The sequence below is a fragment of the Streptomyces griseobrunneus genome, assembly GCF_046713465.1.
Classification (GTDB): Bacteria; Actinomycetota; Actinomycetes; order Streptomycetales; family Streptomycetaceae; genus Streptomyces; species Streptomyces microflavus.
In genome coordinates this window covers 2,693,568-2,715,728 of the sequence record NZ_CP177080.1, presented here as the reverse complement: position 1 = coordinate 2,715,728, position 22,161 = coordinate 2,693,568, and the positions used below count along the sequence as shown (strand labels likewise).

The 22,161-nt window shown below is 71.7% G+C and carries 16 protein-coding genes; 9 read left to right on the top strand and 7 right to left on the bottom strand.

The annotated features are described in order from the left end of the window. The first annotated feature begins 34 nt into the window (after window positions 1-34). Window positions 35-1,141: a nucleotide disphospho-sugar-binding domain-containing protein gene (locus tag ACK8N7_RS11895; protein WP_500442199.1), complete on the top strand. Its 1,107-nt coding sequence runs from the start codon at window positions 35-37 to the stop codon at window positions 1,139-1,141. A gap of 86 nt (window positions 1,142-1,227) precedes the next feature. Here ACK8N7_RS11895 and ACK8N7_RS11890 read toward each other — a convergent pair whose 3' ends face one another. From ACK8N7_RS11890 to ACK8N7_RS11880, 3 genes are all read right to left on the bottom strand, one after another. Continuing rightward, window positions 1,228-2,184, bottom strand: coding sequence for an oxygenase MpaB family protein (locus ACK8N7_RS11890; RefSeq protein WP_403209312.1), 957 nt, complete (start codon window positions 2,182-2,184; stop codon window positions 1,228-1,230). An 87-nt stretch (window positions 2,185-2,271) separates the two neighbouring features. Beyond that, window positions 2,272-4,929 carry a glycosyl hydrolase family 65 domain-containing protein gene (locus ACK8N7_RS11885; protein WP_500442197.1) on the bottom strand — a complete coding sequence of 886 codons (2,658 nt, stop codon included), beginning with the start codon at window positions 4,927-4,929 and terminating at the stop codon, window positions 2,272-2,274. A 282-nt stretch (window positions 4,930-5,211) separates the two neighbouring features. After that, a complete protein-coding gene (locus tag ACK8N7_RS11880; RefSeq protein WP_500442195.1) occupies window positions 5,212-6,426 on the bottom strand; it encodes an erythromycin esterase family protein in 1,215 nt (404 codons plus the stop codon). An 80-nt stretch (window positions 6,427-6,506) separates the two neighbouring features. Here ACK8N7_RS11880 and ACK8N7_RS11875 point away from each other — a divergent pair, with 80 nt between their 5' ends. Continuing rightward, window positions 6,507-7,319, top strand: coding sequence for a TioE family transcriptional regulator (locus tag ACK8N7_RS11875; RefSeq protein ID WP_403209318.1), 813 nt, complete (start codon window positions 6,507-6,509; stop codon window positions 7,317-7,319). 40 nt (window positions 7,320-7,359) lie between these two features. Here the strand turns inward: ACK8N7_RS11875 and ACK8N7_RS11870 are convergent, their stop codons facing one another. After that, window positions 7,360-8,490: a threonine synthase gene (locus ACK8N7_RS11870; protein WP_500442193.1), complete on the bottom strand. Its 1,131-nt coding sequence runs from the start codon at window positions 8,488-8,490 to the stop codon at window positions 7,360-7,362. 238 nt (window positions 8,491-8,728) lie between these two features. On the opposite strand from ACK8N7_RS11870, the gene ACK8N7_RS11865 reads away from it, so the two are divergent. Then, complete coding sequence (locus tag ACK8N7_RS11865) at window positions 8,729-10,315, top strand: S8 family peptidase (protein WP_403209322.1); 1,587 nt, start codon at window positions 8,729-8,731, stop codon at window positions 10,313-10,315. Window positions 10,316-10,395: 80 nt separating this feature from the next. On the opposite strand, the gene ACK8N7_RS11860 is transcribed toward ACK8N7_RS11865, so the two are convergent. Beyond that, a complete protein-coding gene (locus tag ACK8N7_RS11860) occupies window positions 10,396-11,787 on the bottom strand; it encodes a glycoside hydrolase family 18 protein (RefSeq protein WP_403209324.1) in 1,392 nt (463 codons plus the stop codon). A gap of 333 nt (window positions 11,788-12,120) precedes the next feature. On the opposite strand from ACK8N7_RS11860, the gene ACK8N7_RS11855 reads away from it, so the two are divergent. The 5 genes from ACK8N7_RS11855 to ACK8N7_RS11835 all read left to right on the top strand — a co-directional run bounded on the left by ACK8N7_RS11855 (window position 12,121) and on the right by ACK8N7_RS11835 (window position 17,340). Then, window positions 12,121-12,873: a GntR family transcriptional regulator gene (locus ACK8N7_RS11855; protein WP_403209326.1), complete on the top strand. Its 753-nt coding sequence runs from the start codon at window positions 12,121-12,123 to the stop codon at window positions 12,871-12,873. Between the two features lie 223 nt (window positions 12,874-13,096). After that, a complete protein-coding gene (locus tag ACK8N7_RS11850; RefSeq protein ID WP_015611084.1) occupies window positions 13,097-13,297 on the top strand; it encodes a hypothetical protein in 201 nt (66 codons plus the stop codon). A gap of 194 nt (window positions 13,298-13,491) precedes the next feature. Then, window positions 13,492-13,893 (top strand): NUDIX hydrolase, encoded by a 402-nt coding sequence (locus tag ACK8N7_RS11845; RefSeq protein WP_403209328.1) that lies wholly within the window; start codon window positions 13,492-13,494, stop codon window positions 13,891-13,893. A gap of 140 nt (window positions 13,894-14,033) precedes the next feature. Beyond that, window positions 14,034-14,579: an ATP-binding protein gene (locus ACK8N7_RS11840; protein WP_500442189.1), complete on the top strand. Its 546-nt coding sequence runs from the start codon at window positions 14,034-14,036 to the stop codon at window positions 14,577-14,579. Window positions 14,580-14,772: 193 nt separating this feature from the next. Beyond that, window positions 14,773-17,340, top strand: coding sequence for a SpoIIE family protein phosphatase (locus tag ACK8N7_RS11835; RefSeq protein WP_403210060.1), 2,568 nt, complete (start codon window positions 14,773-14,775; stop codon window positions 17,338-17,340). A 19-nt stretch (window positions 17,341-17,359) separates the two neighbouring features. Here ACK8N7_RS11835 and ACK8N7_RS11830 read toward each other — a convergent pair whose 3' ends face one another. Next, the gene (locus ACK8N7_RS11830) at window positions 17,360-18,073 is read right to left on the bottom strand and encodes a PspA/IM30 family protein (RefSeq protein ID WP_403209330.1); all 714 of its coding nucleotides are present in this window, start codon (window positions 18,071-18,073) and stop codon (window positions 17,360-17,362) included. A gap of 55 nt (window positions 18,074-18,128) precedes the next feature. Then, window positions 18,129-20,273 (bottom strand): TPM domain-containing protein, encoded by a 2,145-nt coding sequence (locus tag ACK8N7_RS11825; RefSeq protein ID WP_500445728.1) that lies wholly within the window; start codon window positions 20,271-20,273, stop codon window positions 18,129-18,131. Window positions 20,274-20,544: 271 nt separating this feature from the next. Here ACK8N7_RS11825 and ACK8N7_RS11820 point away from each other — a divergent pair, with 271 nt between their 5' ends. Then, window positions 20,545-22,155 carry a glycosyltransferase gene (locus ACK8N7_RS11820; RefSeq protein ID WP_500442187.1) on the top strand — a complete coding sequence of 537 codons (1,611 nt, stop codon included), beginning with the start codon at window positions 20,545-20,547 and terminating at the stop codon, window positions 22,153-22,155. The last annotated feature ends 6 nt before the right edge of the window (window positions 22,156-22,161 follow it).

Genomic DNA, 22,161 nt, shown 5'->3' with positions numbered 1-22,161 from the left:
CCACCACACCGCCCGTACCCCTAGGAGAGACGATATGAAGGTCCTGTTCATCCCGGGCAACAGCCCGTACCCCATTTTCTCGCACGCGCCGCTCGCCACGGCCGCCCGCAACGCGGGACACCAGGTCCTGATGGGCGGGATCAACTGGGTGCTGCCCAACATCGCGAGCGTCGGCCTGCCGCCGGTCGAGATCACCCCGCTGTCGGTGGAGGAGGTCAGCGCCTTCATGGGCGCGATGCCGGACGATCCGGTGGAGTGGGCCAAGGCGGTGGGCCGCGGCTACGCCGAGATCGCCGTCAACAGCCTGGACCGGCTGCTGGAGTTGTCCGAGCACTGGCGTCCCGACATCGTGGTCGGCGGCGGGATGTTCTACACCGCCCCCCTCCTGGCCCAGCATCTCGGCATCCCCTCGGTACGCCTGGAGTGGGACCGGATCGACACGCGCATGTACGACCCGGGCGCCGACGAGGTGCTGGCACCCGTCCTGCACGAACTCGGCCTGGACCGGGTGCCCGCCCCCGACCTGTGGCTGGATGTGTGCCCGCCCAGCCTCCAGCCCGCCGACCCGCTGCCGGCCCGGCCGATGCGCTGGGTGCCGGGCAATCCGCAGAAGCCGCTGGAGCCCTGGATGTACACCAAGGGCGACCGGCCCCGGGTGTACATCACCGCGGGGACCCGGCTGTTCAGCGGCGACGCCCTGAAGGGCCTGGCCGAGAATATCGGCGGCCTGGGCGTGGAGGTCGTCGTCGGGGCCCCGGAGAACGTCGCCGCGGAACTGCGGGACGCGCTGCCGGACGTACGGATCGGCTGGGTGCCGCTGGACATCCTCGCCCCCACCTGCGACGTGATCGTGCACCACGGCGGCGGCGGCACCGACATGACATCGCTCAACGCGGGCGTGCCCCAGCTGATCGCGCATCCGGAATACCCCACGGCGGCGGTGCGGAAGGTGGCGGAATTCGGCGCCGGGATCCTCGTCGAGTCCGGCGGGCCGCAGGACATCACCGAGGCGTGCCAGAAGCTGCTCAGTGACCCCGGCTACCGCGAGAAGGCCGAGATCGTGTCGCGGGAGATCGCCCAACTCCCCCTGCCCGCCGAGATGGTGACCGAGATGGAGAAGCTCGTCGCGGCCCGGGGCTGACCGGGGCTCCGGTACGCGAACGGGCCCGCGGTCGTCCACCCCTGCCGGGGAGACGACCGCGGGCCCGCCCGCGTCCGGCGGCGGCGTCAGTCGGTGGTGGTCACGCCGGTGGTGTGCGCGGGGCCGAGCTTCTCGATGTCGAACTCACCGGTGGGGAAATTCGGGGTCGGCAGGGGGTCGGGAACGGACGGCGCGGTGCGCGGCGGCTGTCGGCGCACATAGGCGGAGCGCGCCTTGATGGCGGTGTCGACGGCCAGGCAGAGCAGACGTGAGGGCTCGCGGACACCGAAAGCCGTGCGCATGTGCGGAGTCAGGAGCGCGGGCACCGCGACGCGGGCGGCCCGGCGGCCGAGGGGCCGCGCCTTCTCCGGCAGCCAGCCGACCATCGGGTCGATGATCATGCCTTCCAGGACCTTCCACAGCTTCTCCGCGTCGGGGGAGTAGCGGAAGTGCTTCTCGACGTAGTCGTCGTGGAACTTGGCCAACCCCTCGTAGGAATCGGGTATTTCCTTGATCCCCATGAGTTCGCCCTGCTCCTTGATGTGCAGGAAGAGGGCCGTCCGCTCGTGACGGCTCAGCGGGCGCCAGGCGTAACGGTCCACCCAGCGGGCCGGTATGACCATGCTCGTGCCCAGTACGAACAGGTAGTCGTCGTTGCTGATGGACCACTGGCGGTTCTCGTCGCTGATGCTCTTGACGGCGTTCTTGTGGATACGGTTCAACTGCCGGACGGCCGCCCTGCCCCGCGGGTCCTTGAAGCCGCGCCGGGCGATTTCCAGGCTGATCAGACCGAAGTGCTCCAGCCTGCGCTGGGTGTTCTCCGTCAGTTCGCCCGTCTCCACCAGCAGCTCGGCCATGTGTGCGGGGGCGACGCTGTTGTAGAAGGCAAGCGAGCCCGCGACGCTGAAGTCCCAGGGGAATTCGTAGTCGACGGACATCCACCAGATGCGGCTGTACTCCTCCCGCACATCCATACGTCGCATTTCCTGTAAACGGGCGTACTTCTTCTCATAGCGGCGCTTGATGCGATTACCGGTGATCATGTAGCGCTTCCCCTTCGCCGTATGGGGGGAGCATCGCAGCGGCCCGGCGGGGCTGCCAGAGAACGGATCAGGGTTGGTCAGGTTCCCCTACCTTCCCGCCTCCACCCTCAGCTCCGCGATCCCCGCCGGCTTCTCCGGGTCCTGGGAGCGGACCGTCACCCGGACCTTGCGGGCCGTGTCACCCGCCAGGTACGGGCGCCAGAAGCGGCCGTCGACGGAGGTCTCCAACGTGTGGGACGCAGGGGGTACGTCGCTCCAGCGCGGGGTCACCGAGGTGATGCGAAGGGCGTGCGGCCCCAGGTCCACCGTCAGGGCCCCCTCCGCGCCGTCCGGGGACCAGGATGTCGCCGGGCTGCCGTCCACCGCCGCCTCCGCGTAGAGGCCGGGGGTCTCCGAGGTGGCCGTTGCTGGGCGGCAGCGGGCCGCGTCCGGTGTGGGGGTCAGGTCCGGGCGGCGGGTGGGGAGCGTGAGGGACGAGGAGAGAAGGTGGGGGCCGGATGGCGTGTGTACCGTGAACGGGGTGCCCGACGTCAGGCGGACCGTGCTCGTACGGGCGCCGATCTCGACCTCGTACGACGCGTCCCGGTAGCGCAGCCCCGTCAGCCGCACGCCCTCCTGCAGTTGAGGCGGCAGCAGCGGGTCCAGGTGCACGCCGTCCTCGCGCAGGCGCAGGCCCGTCAGGCCGTGCGTGAAGACCTGGAGGAAACCGCCCTTGCCGGTCAGGAAGTCCTCGGCGGGGAAGCCCGACAGGGGGTCCTCGGCGCCGGACTTGTCGCCACGCGCCTCGGAGAACAGGTCGTACGGGCCCCGCATGAACGGGCGTACCGCGCGCTGGAGATACGTGTACGTCGAGCAGCCCGGCTCCCCGATCGCCGCCGCGTCGATCGCGTGCACGGAGTCGGTCATGGCGGGGCCGTCGGGGTCGGTGCGGGACGCGTAGTAGTCCAGGGTGGCGGCCGCCGCGCCGGGCTCCATCGGCCACTCCAGCGGGTACATCAGCAGGACCGTGTCCGCCTGTTTGATCGTGGAGCCGTTGTAGCCCGCGTACTGGAGGAAGACCTTCCGGTCCGTGTCGTAGGGGATGCGGAGGCCGTCCGCCACGCGGTTCCAGCCGGTCGGTGGGCGGTGTCCCAGCAGGTCGGCCGCGCGGGTCGCGTTGCGGAGGGCGGTGGCGGCCACCGCGTTGGTGAAGACGGCGTCATCGACGCCGTTGCTGTACTCGTCGGGGCCCGCCACGTTCTTGATGGAGTAGCTGCCGTCCGCGTTCGCCGTGGCGCGCGACTGCCAGAACTCCGCGATGCCCTTCAGGAGCGGCCAGCCCCTGGCCGCCAGCCAGTCGCGGTCGCCGGTGGCCAGGTAGTACTGCCAGACGGCGAGCGAGACATCGCCCTGGAGGTGGTTCTGGGTCAGGCAGTGCGGCGGGTCCCAGCTCTGGCACTCGGAGTCGATGCGGCCCCTGCTCCCGCTGGTCCAGGGGTAGAACAGGCCCCGGTGGCCGTACTTCTCCGCGTTCGCACGGGCCGCGTCCCGGGTGCGGTAGCGGTATTCCACCACCGAGCGGGCCAGTTCCGGGCGGGTGGCGAGCAGACCCGGGAACATCCACGTCTCGGCGTCCCAGAAGATCATGCCGGCGTAGTTGTCGCTGGTCAGGCCCGCTGGAGCGATGCTGTCGGAGGAGCCGCGCCGGGTGCTGGCCAGGAGTCCGTACTGGGTCGAGCGCAGCCAGCGCTGCAGCTCCGGGCGGCCGTTGACCAGGACATCGGCGGACCAGGCCTCGCGCCAGGCCCTCTCGTTCGCCGCGAAGATCCGCTCCCAGCCGCGCCGGGCCGCGCGGTGCGCCGCCTCGCGGGCGTCCTCGGCGGGGGCGGCGGAGGTCAGGGCCGTGTCGACGCCCACGTACTTCTCGAAGGTGTACGTCGTCCCCTCACGCACCGGAGTCGGCCTCGGGGCCGTAGGCGACTCGGGACGCAGTGTTTCGACTACCCCGGAACCCCGGCGCATCGTCTGCGCCACCGCCCCCTCCACGCCGGTGCCGAGCGTCCTGAACGTGCCGTCCTTGCGCAGCGTGATCCGGCGTGCGCCCCGGTCGTCCAGCCGGCCCCTGACCGTCGCCGTGCCGCTCCAGCGTGGGGTCATCCGCAGGCGTACGGCGCCGGTGTGGACGTCGGACCGGTCGGCCAGGACGTCGTAGGTGAGGTCCGTGGCCCGTCCGTCCGCCGTCGTCCAGCGCAGCGAGGTGCGGACGAGGCCGCAGCTGAGGAAGACCGTCTGCCGGTACTGCGAGATCCGGCCCGCCGATGTGTCCGCGCCGTACTTCTCGTTGCCGACTCCCACCTCGATCGTCGTCCAGCTCGGCAGCGCGGCGATCACCTCGCGGCCCTCCGAGACCGCCTTGTCCCTGGCGTACAGCCCGGAGACGAACGCGCCGTCGTAGCGGGGGGTGTAGAGCGGCCAGCCCGTCTTCTCACCGGTGGCCGCGTAGCCGGTGCCGGTGGCGGGGACCCGGTGGCCGAGATAGCCGTTGCCCACGTACGGGTCATAGCCGTCCGCCTCACCGAAGCGGGTGGACGTCGGCGCCCAGGAGGTCCCGGGAGCGCCCTGGCCGTCCGTCCGGCCGCAGGCGGGTACGGCCGGGGACGGCGGCGGCGTCGGGTGGGCGGCGGCCGCCTGGGGGAGGGGTGGCAGCGGTGCGATCAGGGCGGCCGCGACCAGGGGTGCGAGGGCGGAGATACGCGAGAGGCTCACGGTACGAAGGTAGGGAGGCGGTCGTACGGGCGGGCGGTACGGCACGCCCGCCCCGGGGGCTTGGCGTGAACGTGCCCGCCGGATGGCCCTGTTCCTCCCAGAACGCGCCCGCCGGATGGCCCTGTTCCTCCCAGAACGCGCCCGCCGGATGGCCCTGTTCCTCCCAGAACCCGCCCGCCGGATGGCCCTGTCCCCCGGAACCCGCCGGTCGGATGGTCCTGTGCCTCCCGGAACCCGCCCGCCGGATGGTCCTCTCCGCCCTGTCCTTCTTCGATGCGGCCCTCAGCTCTGAGCGAGGTCCCTGACGAAGACCAGCCCGTCCGCCTCCGCCAGGTGCGCCGGGTCCAGGCCGAAGTAGCCGAACCAGGGGGAGTCGCGGGGCGCGGGGAGCGCCTCGCCCAGGGCGACGGCCAGTCGGCGCGCGTCGACCAGGAGGCGGTCGCCGGGCAGCGCGTACAGGAGCCCCTCCACGGTGTCCGGCGGCGGGGCGTCCACTCCGTGGTGCCGGATGGTGCCCAGGGCGGTGGGGAGGAACGCGTACTCCGCACCCAGGTGCGCGGCGACGATCGCGCCGGCGCTCCACCACTCCAGCGGCATGCCGCCCATCCGCATCGAACTCTTCTCCCGCTGGAGATGGCTGTTGTGGGCGAAGACCAGGACCGGGCCGCGTGCGGCGAGGGCGAGGAGGTTGTCGGCCATCATCCGGTCCCGCACGCCGAGCAGCCGCACCATGCGGACCGGTGAGGTGTCGGCCATCCAGGAGTGGTAGCACAGCAGGCCGGTGGCGGTGCGGCCGTGCAGGCGGGCGCGGTCCCAGGCCTCCCGCCCGGCCGCTGCGAGCAGGTGCGGGGTCCGCTCGTCCAGCAGAGCCACCAAGTCGTCGGCCAGCAGGCGGAGTTGCGCCGCCTCGGGTGACCGTCCGAAGGAGCGGGACGGGTCCGTCATCGCCGCCGGTTCGGTCCAGCGGTCGTCGCTGCCGAGGAGGTGATCGAGCGTGGCGGCGGTGCAGGGGAGCAGGTCGTCCGCGTCCAGCCAGGAGGCGAGGTGGTCGTGGAGTGCGGTGAGGGCCTGCCGGGGGCTCGCGGCGCCCGTGATCTCCAGCGGGCCGTCGAACCCGGCGAAGCGGAGGCGGTCGGAGGCGTGGCGGCCTTCGTTGTACTCCCTTGCCCAGCGCACGAGTTCGCGGTTGGCGGCGTATGCCCCGAACCCGTGGCTGAATCCGTGCTCCATGGCGTCGTGCAGGGTGCCCTCGCCCCCGGTGACGTAGTCGTCCACGAGGAGGCCCATCAGGCAGTCGCTCTCGATCGCGATCGTCCGGTAACCCTCCTGCTCCACGAGGTCCCGGAAGAGTTCGTTGCGTACGTCGAGCAAGGTGTCCTCGCCGTGGGTGGGCTCGCCCAGGGCGAGCATCCGGGGGCGGGACGGGAGCACTTTCATGACAGCTGCGGCTTCGACGGCCTGGGTGGTCTGCGCGATGTACGTGATGTCTGTGACCATGGATTCAACGGTATCGTTGAACCTTCGGTGGAAACTTTTTCGCCGGAAGTGCTGGAGTCGGCGGGTTTTCGGGGGTTGGTGTGGGGGAGAACCTTCAAAGCCGGGTACGGCTCCGGCCGGTCGACCTGGCCCGTCCGCACGGTCTCTCCACGCAGGCCGTACGGAATTACGAGGAGGCCGGCATCCTCCCTGCCGCCGGGCGCACCGGGAGCGGCTACCGCACCTACACCCCGCTGCACGCGCGCGCCCTCGGCACGTTCCTCGCCCTGGTGCCAGGACATGGCCACCGGACGGCCACGGGCATCATGCGGGCCGTGAACCAGGGCGCGGCCGACGAGGCGTTCCTCCTCATCGACGAGAGCCATGCCCAGCTCCTGGAGGACCGGCGGACCCTGCGGGCGGTGGAGAGCGCCCTCCGCGATCTGGGGCCCGGGGCGACCGGGACCGGGCTCGCCGGCACGGAGGCCGCGCCCGCCACCACGGAGCCCGAGGCCTCCGAAAGCCCTGCCTCCACCGCCATCTCCACCCCCACCCCCACCTTCATCGGCCCCCTGGCCGACCGGCTCTCCATCCGGCCTGCCACCCTGCGCAAGTGGGAGCACGCCGGGCTGGTCCGCCCGCGCCGCGACCCGCTGACCGGGTACCGCGTGTACGGCGAGGCCGACGTACGGGATGCCCGGCTGGTCCACCAGCTCCGGCGGGGCGGCTACCTCCTGGAGCAGATCGCCCCGCTGATCGACCAGGTCCGGGCGGCCGGCGGGCTCGCGCCCCTGGAGGCCGCCCTCGGGGACTGGCACTCCCGGCTCTCCGCCCGAGGGCGCGCGCTGCTCGCGGGGGCCGCGGAGCTGGACACGTACCTGCTGGAGCTGAGCCCATCGGACGCCGCCTCCTGACCCGCCACCCCCAACCGGCCGTCCCGTAACCCGCCATCCCCTAACCCGCCATCCCCGTCTTCAGCCCCGCCCCGCACAACGGCACCACCACGCTGCCCAGCCCCAGCCCCGGCCGATCGCCGCCCCGCCCGAGGCCGTCCCGTACCGCCGCCCAGCACGCCACTCCCGTCGTCTCGACGTAGAACCCGCGCGCCGCCAGGTCCCTCTGCGCGTCCCGGATCTCGTCCTCCGTCACCGTCAGGAACGTGCCGCCCGACCCCCGTACCGCCGCCAGGATCTGCCGGGCGCGCGGCGGACGCGGGATCGCGATGCCCTCCGCCAGGGTCGGGACGGCGGCACCGGGTCCGGAGGTGGGCAGCAGGTCGTCCGCGCCCGCGTGGAAGGCGGCGGCGAGCGGGGCGACCGCCTCGGCCTGGACGGCGATCAGCCGGGGCCGGGCCGTGATCAGGCCCAGGGCGTGCAGTTCGGCCGTGGCGAGCGCCGCGCCGAGGAGCAGGGTGCCGTTGCCGACCGGGACCGCGAGGGTGTCGGGGAGCCGGCCGCCGAGGTCCTCCCAGAGCTCGTACACGTACGTCTTCGTGCCGTGCAGAAAGTACGGGTTGAAGACATGCGAGGCGTAGAAGACCCCCGCCTCGTCGGCCGCCGCGCGGGCGGCCAGGGCCGTCGCCTCCCGGTCGCCGGGGACGGTCACCAGGCGCGCCCCGTGGGCCCGGATCTGCTCGGTCTTCTTGGGCGATGTGCCCTCGGGGACGTACACCGTGCAGGGCAGCGCGGCCCGTGCGCAGTACGCGGCGATCGATGTGCCCGCGTTGCCGCTGCTGTCCGCCACCACCCGGTCCGGGTTCAGCCGCCGGGCCAGCTCCGCGAGCATCACCGCGCCCCGGTCCTTGAAGGAGAGCGTCGGCATCAGATGGTCGAGCTTTGCCGAGACGGTGTCCGTGAGCGGGACTAGCGGGGTGCGGCCCTCGCCGAGGGAGACCGAGGGGGCGGAGAGCGGCAGGATCTCTTCGTAACGCCAGAGTGAATTGGCGCGCCCGGAAAGCGCGTTCAGGGCGAGCCCCGGGGCCGGTGCGAAGTCCAGGTCCCATGGTCCACGGCAAACCGGACAGCGCCAGGTCAGGGCGGAAACGGCGGACCGGGTTCCGTCCTGGGGGCAGTGATAGGTGGTCATGGTCGCCAGGATGTCAGGCATATGGCAGGTGAATGACGCACATATGGCGTGGCTCAAGGCACCCTTGTGGGTTTGCCATGGATCGGTCAATCTTTCGCTGGCAGCAGGGCATGCCGGTCGCGGACGGCGCAGAAAACGGGGCGTTCGGACGGTTGATTTGTCATGCCCCTGCCGGGAGCCTCGCGCGGCTCCGGAACCACCCCCCACCAGCGCACCGCCTATGAGGAGGACCCCTCACATGTCAGTGATGCGTCACACCCCCCATGCACGTCGAAGACTCGCCGCGGCGACCGTCATAGCCACCGCGGCAGCCGTCGCGCTCGCCACCGCCGGTACCCTCCCGGCGACCGCGGCCGAGCGTGCGCCCGAAGGCGTGATTCTGAACGCGGGTGCCCCGGGCACCGTCAGCGACAGCTACATCGTCACGCTGAAGGACTCGGCCGCCAGGTCCGACTCCGCCCAGGGCAAGGCCCTCGCGAAGAAGTACGGCGCGTCCATCGAACGGACCTACCGCTCGGCCCTCAACGGCTACGCGGTCGAGGCCACCGCCGCGGAGGCGAAGAAGTTCGCCGCCGACCCGGCCGTCGCGTCCGTCTCGCAGAACCGCACCTTCACGGTCTCCGCCACCCAGAACAACCCGCCCTCCTGGGGTCTGGACCGGATCGACCAGCGGAGCCTCCCGCTGGACCAGCGCTACACCTACCCCGACAAGGCCGGTGAGGGCGTCACCGCCTACGTCATCGACACCGGGGTACGGATCAGCCACGGCGACTTCGGCGGCCGGGCCTTCAACGGCTACGACGCCATCGACAACGACAACGTCTCGCAGGACGGCCACGGCCACGGCACGCACGTCGCGGGCACCGTCGGGGGCACCGCCTACGGCGTAGCCAAGAAGGCGAAGATCGTCGGCGTCCGGGTGCTGAACAACCAGGGCTCGGGCACCACCGCGCAGGTCGTCGCGGGCATCGACTGGGTGACGGCCAACGCCGTGAAGCCCGCCGTCGCCAACATGAGCCTCGGCGGTGGCGCCGACTCGGTCCTCGACGCGGCCGTGCAGCGGTCCATCGCCTCCGGCATCACCTACGCCGTCGCGGCGGGCAACGAGTCGACCAACGCGAACACGAAGTCCCCGGCGCGTGTCGCCGAGGCCATCACGGTGGGCTCGACGACCAACACCGACGCGCGCTCCAGCTTCTCCAACTTCGGTGCGGTCGTGGACATCTTCGCGCCCGGCTCGTCGATCACCTCGGCGTGGAACACCAGCGACAGCGCCACGAACACCATCTCCGGTACGTCGATGGCCAGCCCGCACGTCGCCGGCGCGGCCGCCATCTACCTCGCCGACAACCCGGGCTCGACCCCCGCACAGGTCTCCGCCGGTCTCGTCGCGGCCTCGACCCCCGGCGTCGTCACCAACCCGGGCACCGGCTCGCCCAACCGCCTCCTCTACGTGGGCGCGGGCAGCACCAACCCGCCTGGCAAGAAGTTCGAGAACACCACCGGGTACGCGATCAACGACAACTCCACGGTCGAGTCGCCGGTCACCGTCACCGAGATCACCGGCAACGCCCCGGCCGCGCTGCAGGTCCCGGTCAACATCTCGCACACCTACATCGGTGACCTGAAGATCGACCTGGTCGCTCCCAACGGCACGGTCTTCAACCTGAAGGCGTTCGGCTCCGGCGGCAGCAGCGACAACGTGGTCACCACGTACACGGTCAACGCCTCCTCCGTCGTCGCCAACGGCACCTGGAAGCTCCGGGTCGCTGACAACGCGGCGGCGGACACCGGTCGGATCAACAGCTGGGGACTGCAGTTCTGATCCCCGCGCAGCAGCGGTACTGAGCCGATGACATGAGGTCGGGGCGGTCGCGGACAGCGACCGCCCCGACTTCTTCGTGTCTAGCGGCGGTTGAGCCCGCGGTCGACGGTGCTGACCAGCTCACCGTCGTCCGTGTCCCCGTCCAGCGACCAGAACATCGCGCCGCCGAGGCCCTTGTCCCGGATGTACGAGGTCTTGGCGCGCAGCACCTGCGGGTCGTCGTACGTCCACAGCGAGGTCCCGTCGAAGAGCCAGGCGTGGCCGTTCTTCGTGTCCCGGTGGATCTTGTACGTGCCCGACGCGGCCAGCTTCTTCAGGACCTTGTAGTCCTCGTAGCCGTTGGCCCAGGTGGCCGGAGCCGGGCCGGTGGCCGGCTGGCCCAGGCCCTTGCCGCCGCCGCTCACTCCGGTCCAGCCCTGGCCGTACGTCGGCATGCCCACCACGAGCTTGTGCTTGGGGGCGCCGCGCCGGACCCAGTCCCGTACGGTCCGGTCCACGCTGAAGTCGTTCTTCGCGTACAGCGCCGACTGCTGGGCCGTCTTCTTCTCGCCCGAGACGTGGTAGTCGTAGCCCTGAAGGTTGACGAAGTCGAAGTCCTTCATGAGGCGCTTCACGTCGAAGCCTGCGTCGATCGCCGCCGGGTTGGCCGGGACGTACGCCGACAGGTCGTAGTGCTTGGGCTTCGGCTTGTGGTGGCCCTTGCCCTTCTCCTGCTTGGCCTGGCTCTTCGCGTACGCGTCGAGCTGGCTGCGGAACTCGCCGATCAGGGCGGTGAAGTTCTTCTTGTCCTCCGGGCGGAAGACCGTGCCGTCGTTGGCCGCCGAGCCGGGCCACTCCCAGTCGACATCGATCCCGTCGAAGACACCCGCCGCCGCGCCCTGGCCGCCGCGCGCCCCGTCCACCGGGAGGTTGCCCTTGATGTACAGGTCGATGCAGGAGGCGACGAGCGCCTTGCGGGAGGCCGCGGTGCGCACCGAGTCGGAGAAGTGGGTGGACCAGCTCCAGCCGCCGAGCGAGATCATGACCTTGAGGCCGGGGTTCTTGGCCTTCAGCTCGCGCAGCTGGTTGAAGTTGCCCGCGAGCGGCTGGGTGTCGGTGTCGGCGACGCCGTCCACCGAGTTCGCCGCGTCGAGCGGGCGGGCGTAGTCCGCCCAGGCGTCGGCCTGGCCGGGGATGTTGCCGGTGAAGCACTTGCCCTCGGCGCTGACGTTGCCGAAGGCGTAGTTGATGTGGGTCAGCTTGGCCGCGGACCCGCTGGTCTGCAGGTCGTTGACCTGGAAATCGCGTCCGTAGACGCCCCATTGGGTGAAGTAGCCGATGTTCTTGTACGCGGGGCGGTGGTTGCCCTTGGAGCGGTCGCCGCCGCTGCTCTGGCCGCGGTCGCTGCCGGCCACTGCGGCCGGGGCGGTGCCTGCCAGCAGAGCGAGGGCGACGCCGGCGATGGTCAGACGGGACAGGTTTCTTCGACGCATGAGGCTCGTTTCCTGTGCGTGATCCGGTGCGGGAGGGACATCGGGAGCCGTGCTGTGCACAGGAAGGTATTGGTCTGGACCAAAAACGGTCAAGGGCTGGGGAGTTGTGGGTCTCCGCGACGGTGTCGACCGGCGGGATTCGGGGCAGATTCGGGGCGGGTTCGGGGCGGGTTCCGGGTGGGGAATGACTGGTAAGCGCCCTGGTGCTCACGGTTGATTCATGCATGAACGACTGCAGCGTCACCACATTGAGTGAAACCCTGGCCCATGCTTGCGGTGCACAACCCACGGTTGTCAGGCTGTTGCAGACTGTCAACCTGTTGGGAGTGGCCTGTGACTTTCGGTGAGCAGCCCGCCTATCTGCGCGTGGCGAGCGATCTGCGGGAGAAGATCGTGAACGGCGCGCTGCCGCCCCATACCCGCCTGCCGTCGCAGGCCCGCATCCGGGAGGAGTACGGGGTATCGGACACCGTCGCGCTGGAGGCGCGGAAGGTCCTGATGGCCGAGGGGCTGGTCGAGGGCCGCTCCGGCTCCGGCACCTATGTGCGCGAGCGCCCCGTCCCCCGCATGATCGCCCGCTCCGGATACCGGCCCGGGAAGGGGGCCAGCCCGTTCCGCCAGGAGCAGACCGCCGACGGGGTGCGCGGGACCTGGGAGTCCCGCAGCGAGCAGGAGGGGGCGAGCGCCGAGGTCGCCGAGCGGCTGGGCGTCGAGCCGGGCGACCGGGTCATGCGGACGCATTACGTGTTCCGGGAGGCGGGAGAACCGATCATGCTCTCCACCTCCTGGGAGCCCCTCTCTGTCACCGGGCGTACGCCGGTGATGCTCCCTGAGGAGGGTCCGCTGGGTGGCTGCGGGGTGGTCGACCGGATGGCGGCGATCGACATCGTCGTGGACAACGTGGCCGAGGAGGTCGGCGCGCGCCCCGGGCTCGCGGAGGAGCTGCTGGCGCTCGGCGGGGTGCCGGGCCATGTGGTCATCGTCATCGGGCGCACGTACTACGCCTCCGGCCGGGCCGTGGAGACGGCCGACGTGGTGGTGCCCGCCGACCGCTACCGGGTCGCCTATCACTTGCCGGTCAGATGAGTTGACGCCCCGTCGGGCCGGGCGGCGGCCCCGGAACCAGGGGCGATGGTGCAGGGAAGGGGGCGCATCCAGTGGATGCGCCCCCTTCGTGATGGCCGGATGTGTATCTCTTTGTGTAAAGGCGCCTGCGCTGAGTGAAGGTCAGGCGTACGCTCGGGCATATGCGTACTGCGGTTTCCTGGGGATCCTTAGAGACGTGCACGCCGGTGGAAAGAGGGGGCATATGCGGGGGAGCAACACGATGAGCGACAGTGGTGCTGTGCTCCCGTGGCTGGTGATACGGCAGGACGACAGCGGCAACCGCTACCGGGTCGGCAGATATGCCACCCAGGCCGAGGCGCAGAAGGTCGCCGACGGCCTGGACGACCGCAAGCACCGCCAGGTGTACCGGGTGGAGCGCGTGGGCCAGGGAGGGCGGCCCTGAGGCCTGCCCTGAGGGCCGCGCCGCCGGCCCCTGGGGACCCTCGGACGCCCCATCGCGTTCCGGGGCCCTGCCGCACAGCCGGTAGGGTCCCGACCGTCCGGTACGAGCGTCTGGGGCGTCCCCGGGCGTCCTGACCGTCCCGGCCGTCCGGTGTGAGGGTTCCGGGTGCGGCGAGCGAGGGTGGAGTGCGGAGTATGCCGGTGCTGATCGACACGGTGGCATGGGTGCGGATCGAGGACGGCAGGATTCTCTGCGCCCGCCCCAAGGGCAAGGACGTCTTCTACATCCCGGGCGGCAAGCGCGAGGGTGCCGAGACCGACCTGGAGACCCTCCTGCGCGAGATCGAGGAGGAGCTGACGGTCGGCCTGATCCCGGAGACCGTCGTCCACGCCGGTACGTACGAGGCGCACGCCCATGACGGTCCGGACGCCCCCCTCGTCACGATGAGCTGCTACTACGCCGACTATCGCGGGAACCTGGCCGCGAGCAGCGAGATCGAGGAGGTGGCGTGGTTCTCCTACGCCGACCGGCCTCTCGTGCCGCCGGTGGACCAGCTGCTCTTCGACGACCTCGAAGCCGCGGGCGAGCTGCGCTGACCCCCCGCCCGAGGCGGGCGGGGTCCCGTACCCCCGTCTGCACCAAACGAAGGGTTGCGCGGTAGTAAGCAATAAATGGTGGGTATGGGCTGTTTAGTCCCCATTTATCTGTGGGGTGCGCCCGTGGTCTGCCCTGGGAAGTGATCGGCGTGATCGATACCGAAGGCGACTGCGCCGAGTGGACCTTCCCGGCCGAACCGGGTTCCGTGCGCAGCGCCCGGCACGCCGTCCGTGACGCCCTGGACTGCTGGGGCCTGGACACGGCGGTCGGTGACATGACGGTCCTGCTGGTCAGCGAGCTGGTCACCAACTCCCTGCGTTACGCCTCCGGCCCCATCGGCGTACGGCTGGAGCGCTCGCGCCCGAGCGGCTCGGGCGACGGATCGGACAGCGCTTCGGACAGCGCTTCGGGCAACGCTTCGGGCAACGCTTCGGGCAACGGTTCGGGCGGGCTCACCGGAGACTTCTCCACCGACCTCCGGCTCGCCGACCGCCCGCTCGCCGCCCCGGGGCTGCTGGTGGAAGTCTCCGATCCGCTTCCGGATCCACCCACCGAACGCAGTGCGGGACCCGACGACGAGGGCGGCCGAGGACTGCAGCTCGTGGCTTGTTCCGCACGTCGTTGGGGGACCCGTCGTGGAAAGAGTGGCAAGACGGTGTGGTTCGAGCTCGCTCTCCCTGGTTAGGAGTGGGGAGGGACGCACAGCGATCACCAGAGGTCGGGCAGAACCTGGCTGAAAGGGACTGAGACCTTGCTGTGATCGTGAACGCCGTGTCGGTCGGGGCCGTAGTGCTGAATACTGCGGGCAGGACCGGTCCGGTGTGTGAGCTGGAGGGGACGGTCGCGTGAGCGAAATACCTGGGACAACGGGCGACGTCGTGTGGCAGAGCAGTCCGCCCGGCTCTATCTACGACTACATCAGGGTCGCCTCCTTCTCGATCGGCCCCGACGGCCTGATCGAGCAGTGGAGCCGCCGGGCCGCCGGCCTCTTCGGCATGGCCGCGGACGAGGCGATAGGGCGTGACCCGGTCGACGCCTTCATGCCCGCCGAGCTGCGCTCGGACGGCCATCGGCGGGTCGGCGAGATCCTGGACGGCAAGGAGTGGACGGGCCTCGTCCCGTTCCGGATGCCGGGCGAGGGCGGTGCGCACGGGCTCGCCGAGGTCTATGTGATGCCCAGTCTGACGGCGGACGGTGAGCGGGCCGCGCTCTGTATCGTCGTGGACGTCCGGGCGTTGCGGAGGATCGAGACGGACCTCGCCGCCTCGCAGGCCATTTTCGGCCAATCTCCTTTCGGATTCGTGCTGTTCGGCACGGACTTCACCGTCGTACGGGCCAACCAGCGCTTCGCCACGGTCTTCGGCGGCGCGGCCGACGACCACCGGGGCCGCACGGTCGACGACTACCTCCCGGGCCCCGAGGCCGAGCGGCTGGGCGCCACGCTGAAACGCGTCATGGAGACGGGCGAGTCCGTCACCGACCTCCAGCTGGTCGGACCCACCCCCGGCGGCACCGGCCGCCGCCACTGGTCCATGAACCTCTACCGGGTGCACAGCGGAGCCGGCCGCCCCGTCGGCGTCGCGGGCCTCGCCACCGATGTCACCCGCCGTCATATCGCCGCCCGCGAGGCCGCCAGCGCCCGCCGCAACCTCGCCCTCCTCAACGAGGCCAGCGCCCGCATCGGCAACTCCCTCGACCTGGAGACCACCGCCCGCGAACTCCTCGACGTGGCCGTCCCAGGCTTCTGTGACCTGGCCTCCGTCGACCTCTACCAGGGCCTCCTCACCGGCGAGGAGGCCGCACCCGGCAGCTGGGCGCCCCCGCACCGCGAATCCGGCGGCGGCTCGGCCGAGCTGCGCCGGGTCGCCCACGCCAGCGCCGTCGCCGACGCGCTGCCGACCGCCGTGGCGGGCAGCGGCGGCCCCGGCCCCCATGACCTGCCGCCCGCGCTCGGCTCGGTCCACCGCTTCCCGTTCGGCTCGCCCTGCGCGATCGCGCTGCGCTCGGGCCAGGTCGAGGCGGTCCCCGGCGACGACATGGGGTTCGTGCAGTCGACGCTCGCCGTGCCGATGGTCGCCCACGACACCGTCGTCGGCCTCGTCCAGTTCTCCCGTACGAAGGGGAGCGAGCCCTTCGGGGAGCGGGACCGGGCGCTCGCCACCGAGCTGGCCGCCCGCGCCGCCGTCTGTATCGACAACGCCCGCCTCTACCGCCGTGAACACGAACGCGCCCTGATCCTCCAGCGCAGCCTGCTGCCCCCCGGTGACCCCGAGGCCGCCGGGCTCGACATCGCCTGCCGCTACCTCCCGGGCAACACCGCGACCGAGGTCGGCGGCGACTGGTTCGACGTCATCGAGCTGCCGGGCCACCGCACCGCCCTGGTCGTCGGCGACGTCATGGGCCGGGGCCTGCGGGCCGCCGTCGCGATGGGTGAACTCCGTACCGCCGTAAGGACGCTGGCCCTCCTCGACCTGGAGCCCGCCGAGGTGCTCTCCGCCCTGGACGAGGTCGCGCGCGGCCTCGGCTCCCCCGGCGGCGGCGAGCGCTCCGAGGGTCTCGGCGGCAGCGGGGGAGCCCAGTGGCCCTCCCGCGCGGCGCAGAAGTCCCGTGAGGCGGACCTCTCCGAGGTGTACCTCGCCACCTGTGTGTACGCGGTCTACGACCCGGTCACCCGGCGCTGCACGTTCGCCAACGCCGGGCACCTCCCCCCGGCCGTCGTGGAGCCCGGCAGGCCCGCCCGGCTCATCGACGTACCGCCGGGGATGCCGCTGGGCGTCGGCGGCGAACCGTTCGAGGAGGTGGAGGTGGAGCTCGCCGAGAACGCCCTGCTCACCCTCTACACCGACGGGCTCGTGGAATCCCGCGAACAGCCGCTCGACGAGGGCCTGGACGCCCTGCGCGCCGTGCTGACCGGACCGCAGATGCCCCTGGAGGACGCCTGCGACTTCGTCCTCGCCACGCTCGACACCCGGCACGGCGAGGACGACATCGCCCTGCTGATGGCCCGTATCCAGGGGCTGCCCGAGGAGGCGGTGGGGGACTGGACGCTGCCGCGCGAACCCCGCTCGGTGGGCCGCGCCCGCGAACTGGCCCGCTCCCAGCTCATGGCCTGGGACCTGGACGACCTGGTCGACACCACCGAACTCCTCGTCAGCGAGCTGGTCACCAACGCCCTGCGGTACGGCGAGGGCGAGATCCGGCTGAGGCTGCTGCGCGACCGCACCCTGGTCTGCGAGGTGTGGGACGCCGGACTCGTCCAGCCCCGCCGCCGCCGCGCCCGCGACACCGACGAGGGCGGGCGCGGGCTGCAGCTGGTCGGGCTGCTCAGCGCGGCGTGGGGCTCGCGGCGCACCCCGCGCGGCAAGACCGTCTGGTTCGAACTGGCCCTGCCGACCGGGGCCCCGGCCGCGGAACTCTCCGTGGAGCAGCTGCTGAGCATGTACTGAGCCCCGGGGCCCGGAGCGGTTACGCCCCCGTCTTCAGGGCCGCCAGCCGTGCCTCCACCTCCGCGCTGGCGCCCAGGCTGTCCAACTGCTCGAACTGCGCGTCCAGCGAGGAGGCGGCCAGCTCCTGCTTGCCCAGCGCCCGGGCCTCCTCGCGCCGCACCTTGTCCTCGAAGCGGCTCAGCTCGCTCGTCGGATCGAGGACGTCGATGTTCTTCACGGCGTCCATCATCTGGTTCTGCGCCTGCGCGGACTTGGCGCGCGCCACCAGCTCGTCCCGCTTGGCCTTCAGCTCGGAGAGCTTGACCTTCATCTGGTCGAGCCCCGTCTTGAGCTTGTCCACCACCTCGCTCTGCGAGGCGATCGTCGGCATGGCCGTCTTCGCCTCCTGCTCTGACTGGAGCTGACGGCCGAGCGCCACCTTGGCCAGGTTGTCGAACTTGTCCGCCTCCGCCACCGACCCAGCCCCGCGCAGCTCGTCGGCCTTCCGGCTGGCCGCCAGCGCCTTGGAGCCCCACTCGGCGGCCGCCTCCACGTCCTCCTTGTGGTCCTGCTCCATCAGCCGCAGGTTGCCGATGGTCGCGGCGACCGCCTGCTCGGCCTCCGCGATGTTGCTGGTGTAGTCGCGGATCAGCTGGTCCAGCATCTTCTGCGGGTCCTCCGCCTGGTCCAGCAGGGCGTTGATGTTGGCCTTCGCCAGCTGGGTGACGCGGCCGAGGATGGTCTGCTTGGTCATGGCACGGCTCCTTGGATGTCGGGAACAGCTGAGTGGTGTGGTGTGTGCCGGTCGTTCAGAAGCGGCCGCCACCGCCCCGGCGCCCCCGTGTGCCGCCCCCGCCGAAACTGCCCGGCCCGCCCCCGATCCCCCCGGACCGGCCGCCGCCCCCGAGCCCGCCGCCGAAGCCGCCCATCCCGCCGCCCCGGCCGCCCCCGAACAGGCCGCCGAGGATGATCCCGCCGAGCACCGCCCCGCCCATGCCGCCGCCGCCCCGCGTTCCGCCGGGACCGCCGAAGCCTCCCGGCCCTTGCGGGCCCTGGAAGCCGCGTACGTCCTGCTCGGCCAGGCCCAGTGCCTGCCGCGCCAGCGCGTCCGCCTGCTGCGCCTCGGCCAGGGCGCCCTGCGCGTCGCCGTCTGCCAGTTGCCCGGCCTGCTCCCAGCGGCGCTGGGCCTCCGCGAGGCGGGTGCGGGCCTGGGAGCCGACCGCGCCCCGGTTGGTGGTGATGTAGTCGGCCGCCGCCCCGATCGCGGAGCGGGCGGTGAGCATCGCCTGGTCGAGGAGCGAGCGGGCCCGCCGGCCGCCCTGCTCCTGCTCCCGGGCCCCGGCGAGCGCCTCGTCCAGGGCCGCGTCGGCCTCCTCCACCCGGCGCAGCGCGTCGACCGGGTCGTACGGACCCGCAGCCATCGCCTCCCGTACGTCGGTGAGTACGGCCTCGGCGCGGGCGATCCGGCCCCGCAGGTCGGCGGTGGAGGTGGCGGCCGCGGTGCCTTCGAGGAGTCCGCCCGCGTCGGCGAGGTCGGTCTCCGTCTCGGTGAGGGCCGCGGGCAGCTTCCCGGCCGCCTCGGCCAGCTCGGCCGAGCGCCGGTCCACCGAGTCGATGAGGGTGCCCGCCTGGCCGACCGCGCCCTCGGTGGCCCGGATGTAGACGGCGGCCCGCGCGTGGTCGGTGGCGTCGACCGCCTGGCGGGCCTGGTCCAGGGCGGAGGCGGCGAAGGCGAGCCGGTCCTTCGCCTGCTCGACATCGCCCGCGACGGGGTCGGCGGCCCCGTCCCCGTACCGCTCGCGCATCCCCGCGACCGTCGCCTCGGCCGCCGAGACGCGCCCGGTGAGCGTGCGGTACGTGGTCTCGACGGCGGCCAGGGCCTCCGGAGCGTTGCGTTCCAGGGCGCGCAGCCGGTCGAAGTCCTCCGAGACGGCGTCGAGCCCCTCGTCGGCGGCCGCGCACCGGGTGAGGATCTCCTCCAGCATCCGGCGGCGGGTGGCGTCGTCCTCCGGGAAGGCGTCGTCGAGCTGCTGGCGCAACCGGAACGACTGCGTCAGCTCGTCCTTGGCCCGCGCGACGGCCTCCGTGAAGGGCTTCGCCGCCTCCTCGCCGAACTGGGCGGTCGCGAAGCCGAGTTCCTCCTCGCTGGTGCGGACCGCGTCATCGGTGTCCACCAGCACCTGCTTCGCCCGCGCGTCCAGCTCCTCCAGGGGGACCGGCGGCTCCGGCGTACCGCCCGCCTCCGCATTCCGCCCCCAGCCGGTCGCGGCCGGGGTGGTGCGGGTCGCGGAGCGCCGCTTGCGGCGGGTGTACGCGAACGCGGCGAGCGCCCCCGCGCCCCCGACGACGACCACCGGCAGGATGAAGTCGCCCGCACCGGAGGGGCCGGAGGCGCCCGTACCGGGGTCTGCGGGGCCCGGGGTGACGGCGGGGGCGGTCACGGGGCGCCCGGCCAGGACGGCGGCGTAGCCGTCCGCCGCCCCGATCGCCGCACCGGCCCAGTCGTTCTCCCGCAGCGCGGGCTCGATCGCGGTGGACGCCACCTCGCTCAGCTGCCCGTCGGTGAGCTCGGAGCCCGCGTCCACGGAGTAGGCGTACTGCCGGTCGTGGGTGGCGACGGAGAGCAGCACGTCGTTCTGGCCCAGCCCGTTGCGGTCGGCGGTCTCGTCGCTCCAGGTCTGCCCGGACCGCCCGGAGAAATCGCGTACGTACACGACGAAGAGCTGGAGGCGCTGTTCCGCGTAGAGCCGGTCGAGGGCGTCCTCCACCGCGTCCGTCCGGTCTCCCAGCGCCCCGACCCGGTCGGTGATCTGGCCGTCCCGGGAGAGCTCCACCGGGTCCTCGGCGCGGGCGTCCACCGCTCCGGGCAGGGCGAGCCAGCACCCGGCGAAGAGCGTCGCGAGCAGGCCGGTGAGCAGGGCCCTGCCGGGCGCGGAGCTCCGGATACGGTCCACGGATGGCGTCACGTTCGCGAGGCTATGTCCGCATGTCGGAGCCCGCGACCCGGAGTCCAGGCGGGCCAGGGCGGCCCCGGCGGACACCCCGGGACGTCTGCGCTGTTCGGATGAAAGGGCGCGGCGGACCGCGCGTCCGGAGGGGGAAGGCCCGGCCTCTCCCAGCGGATGGGCAAATGTGGAGAAAAGAGATCAGAACGGGGCCCTGGGTCCCTGGGGCCCTGAGTCCCTGAGTCGTAGGTGACCGGCCGCCGAAGTCCGGAGGATTCCCATGAACGGCCTTCAGCTCTCCGTCGTCGTGCCGTGCTTCGACGAGGCCGAGGTGCTCGACGCCTTCCACACCGCCCTGCTCACCGTCCTCGAAGGCGCCGGCACCCGCTTCGAGGTCTGCTACGTGGACGACGGCAGCGGCGATGCCACCCGGGAACTCCTCAGCACCCTCGCCCTGCGCGACGAGCACGTCCGCTACACCGCCTTCAGCCGCAACTTCGGCAAGGAGGCCGCCATGCTCGCCGGTCTGCGCATGTCGCGCGGTGCGGCGGTGGTCATCATGGACGCCGACCTCCAGCACCCGCCCGAGCTGATCCCCCGCATGCTCGAACTGCACCGGCACGGCTACGACCAGGTCATCCCGCGCCGCGACCGGGTGGGCGAGGGCATGGTGCGCTCCACGCTCAGCCACACGTACTACGCCCTGGTGCGGCGGTGCATGGACGTGGAGCTGATCGACGGCTCGGGCGACTTCCGGCTGCTGTCCCGCCGGGCCGTGGAGAGCGTCCTCTCGCTCCCCGAGAGCAACCGCTTCTCCAAGGGGATCTTCTCCTGGATCGGCTTCGACACGGTCAGCTTCCGCTACCGCAACAGCGAGCGCGTGGCCGGCCGGTCGAAGTGGGGGAGCAAGCGCCTGCTGAACTACGGCATCGACGGGCTCCTCTCCTTCAACAACCGCCCCCTCCGCCTCGCCATCTACACCGGCTTCTGGGTCTTCGTCTCGGCCCTGGCGTACGCGCTGTGGACGGTGATCACCGTCGTCCTGCACGGCGCGGAGACCCCGGGTTACGCGACCCTCCTCACCGCGGTCGTCGCGCTGAGCGGCATCCAGCTCGTCACCCTCGGCGTCATCGGGGAGTACGTGGGCCGCATCTACCACGAGGCGAAACACCGCCCGCCCTATGTGGTGCGGGAGACCGACGCGACCTGCCGGACCCTCCCGGAGCGCCACCTGCAGGCCTCCCCAGAGACTTCCCCGCAGGCTTCCTCCCAGGCCCGCTCGCCCGTCGTCGTGGAGCCGCACGAGCCCGCCCTCTCCAGCCCTTCCAGCCGCTCCCGCACGGCGCGTCAGTTCGGCAGCTTCGTCCTCGTCGGCTGCGTCAACACCGCCGTCTACCTGGGCGTCTACGCCTCGCTGAACCGCTGGATCCCCTATCTCGCGGCCCATGTGCTGGGCTACGCGGTCAGCATCGTCTGCTCGTTCCTCCTCAACTCCTACGTCACCTGCCGGACGAAGCCGACCTGGCACGGGTTCGTGCGCTACCCGGTCTCCAGCCTGGCCAACCTGGTGGCGTCCGGAGCACTGCTCTACGGCGCGGTCAGTGGTCTCGGGATGGACAAGAACCTCGCCGCGCTGGCGGCCGGAATCATCGTCACACCGCTCTCGTTCCTGCTGGCCCGGTGGGCGATCATGTCGGGCCGCCGCGCCCAGGCCACCGAAACCTCCGACGCCACCAACGACAACGAGGCCGCCGAGGCCCCAGAGGTCTCCGTACCGGAGCGTCCCGCCCGGCCACTGCCCGGACGCCCGGTGGCGGACAGGTCCCTCGCTCCGAGGACGACCACCCACCCCGCCCCCCAGCCCTCCGTGCGCTCATCCGAGGACCGGTGAGACCTG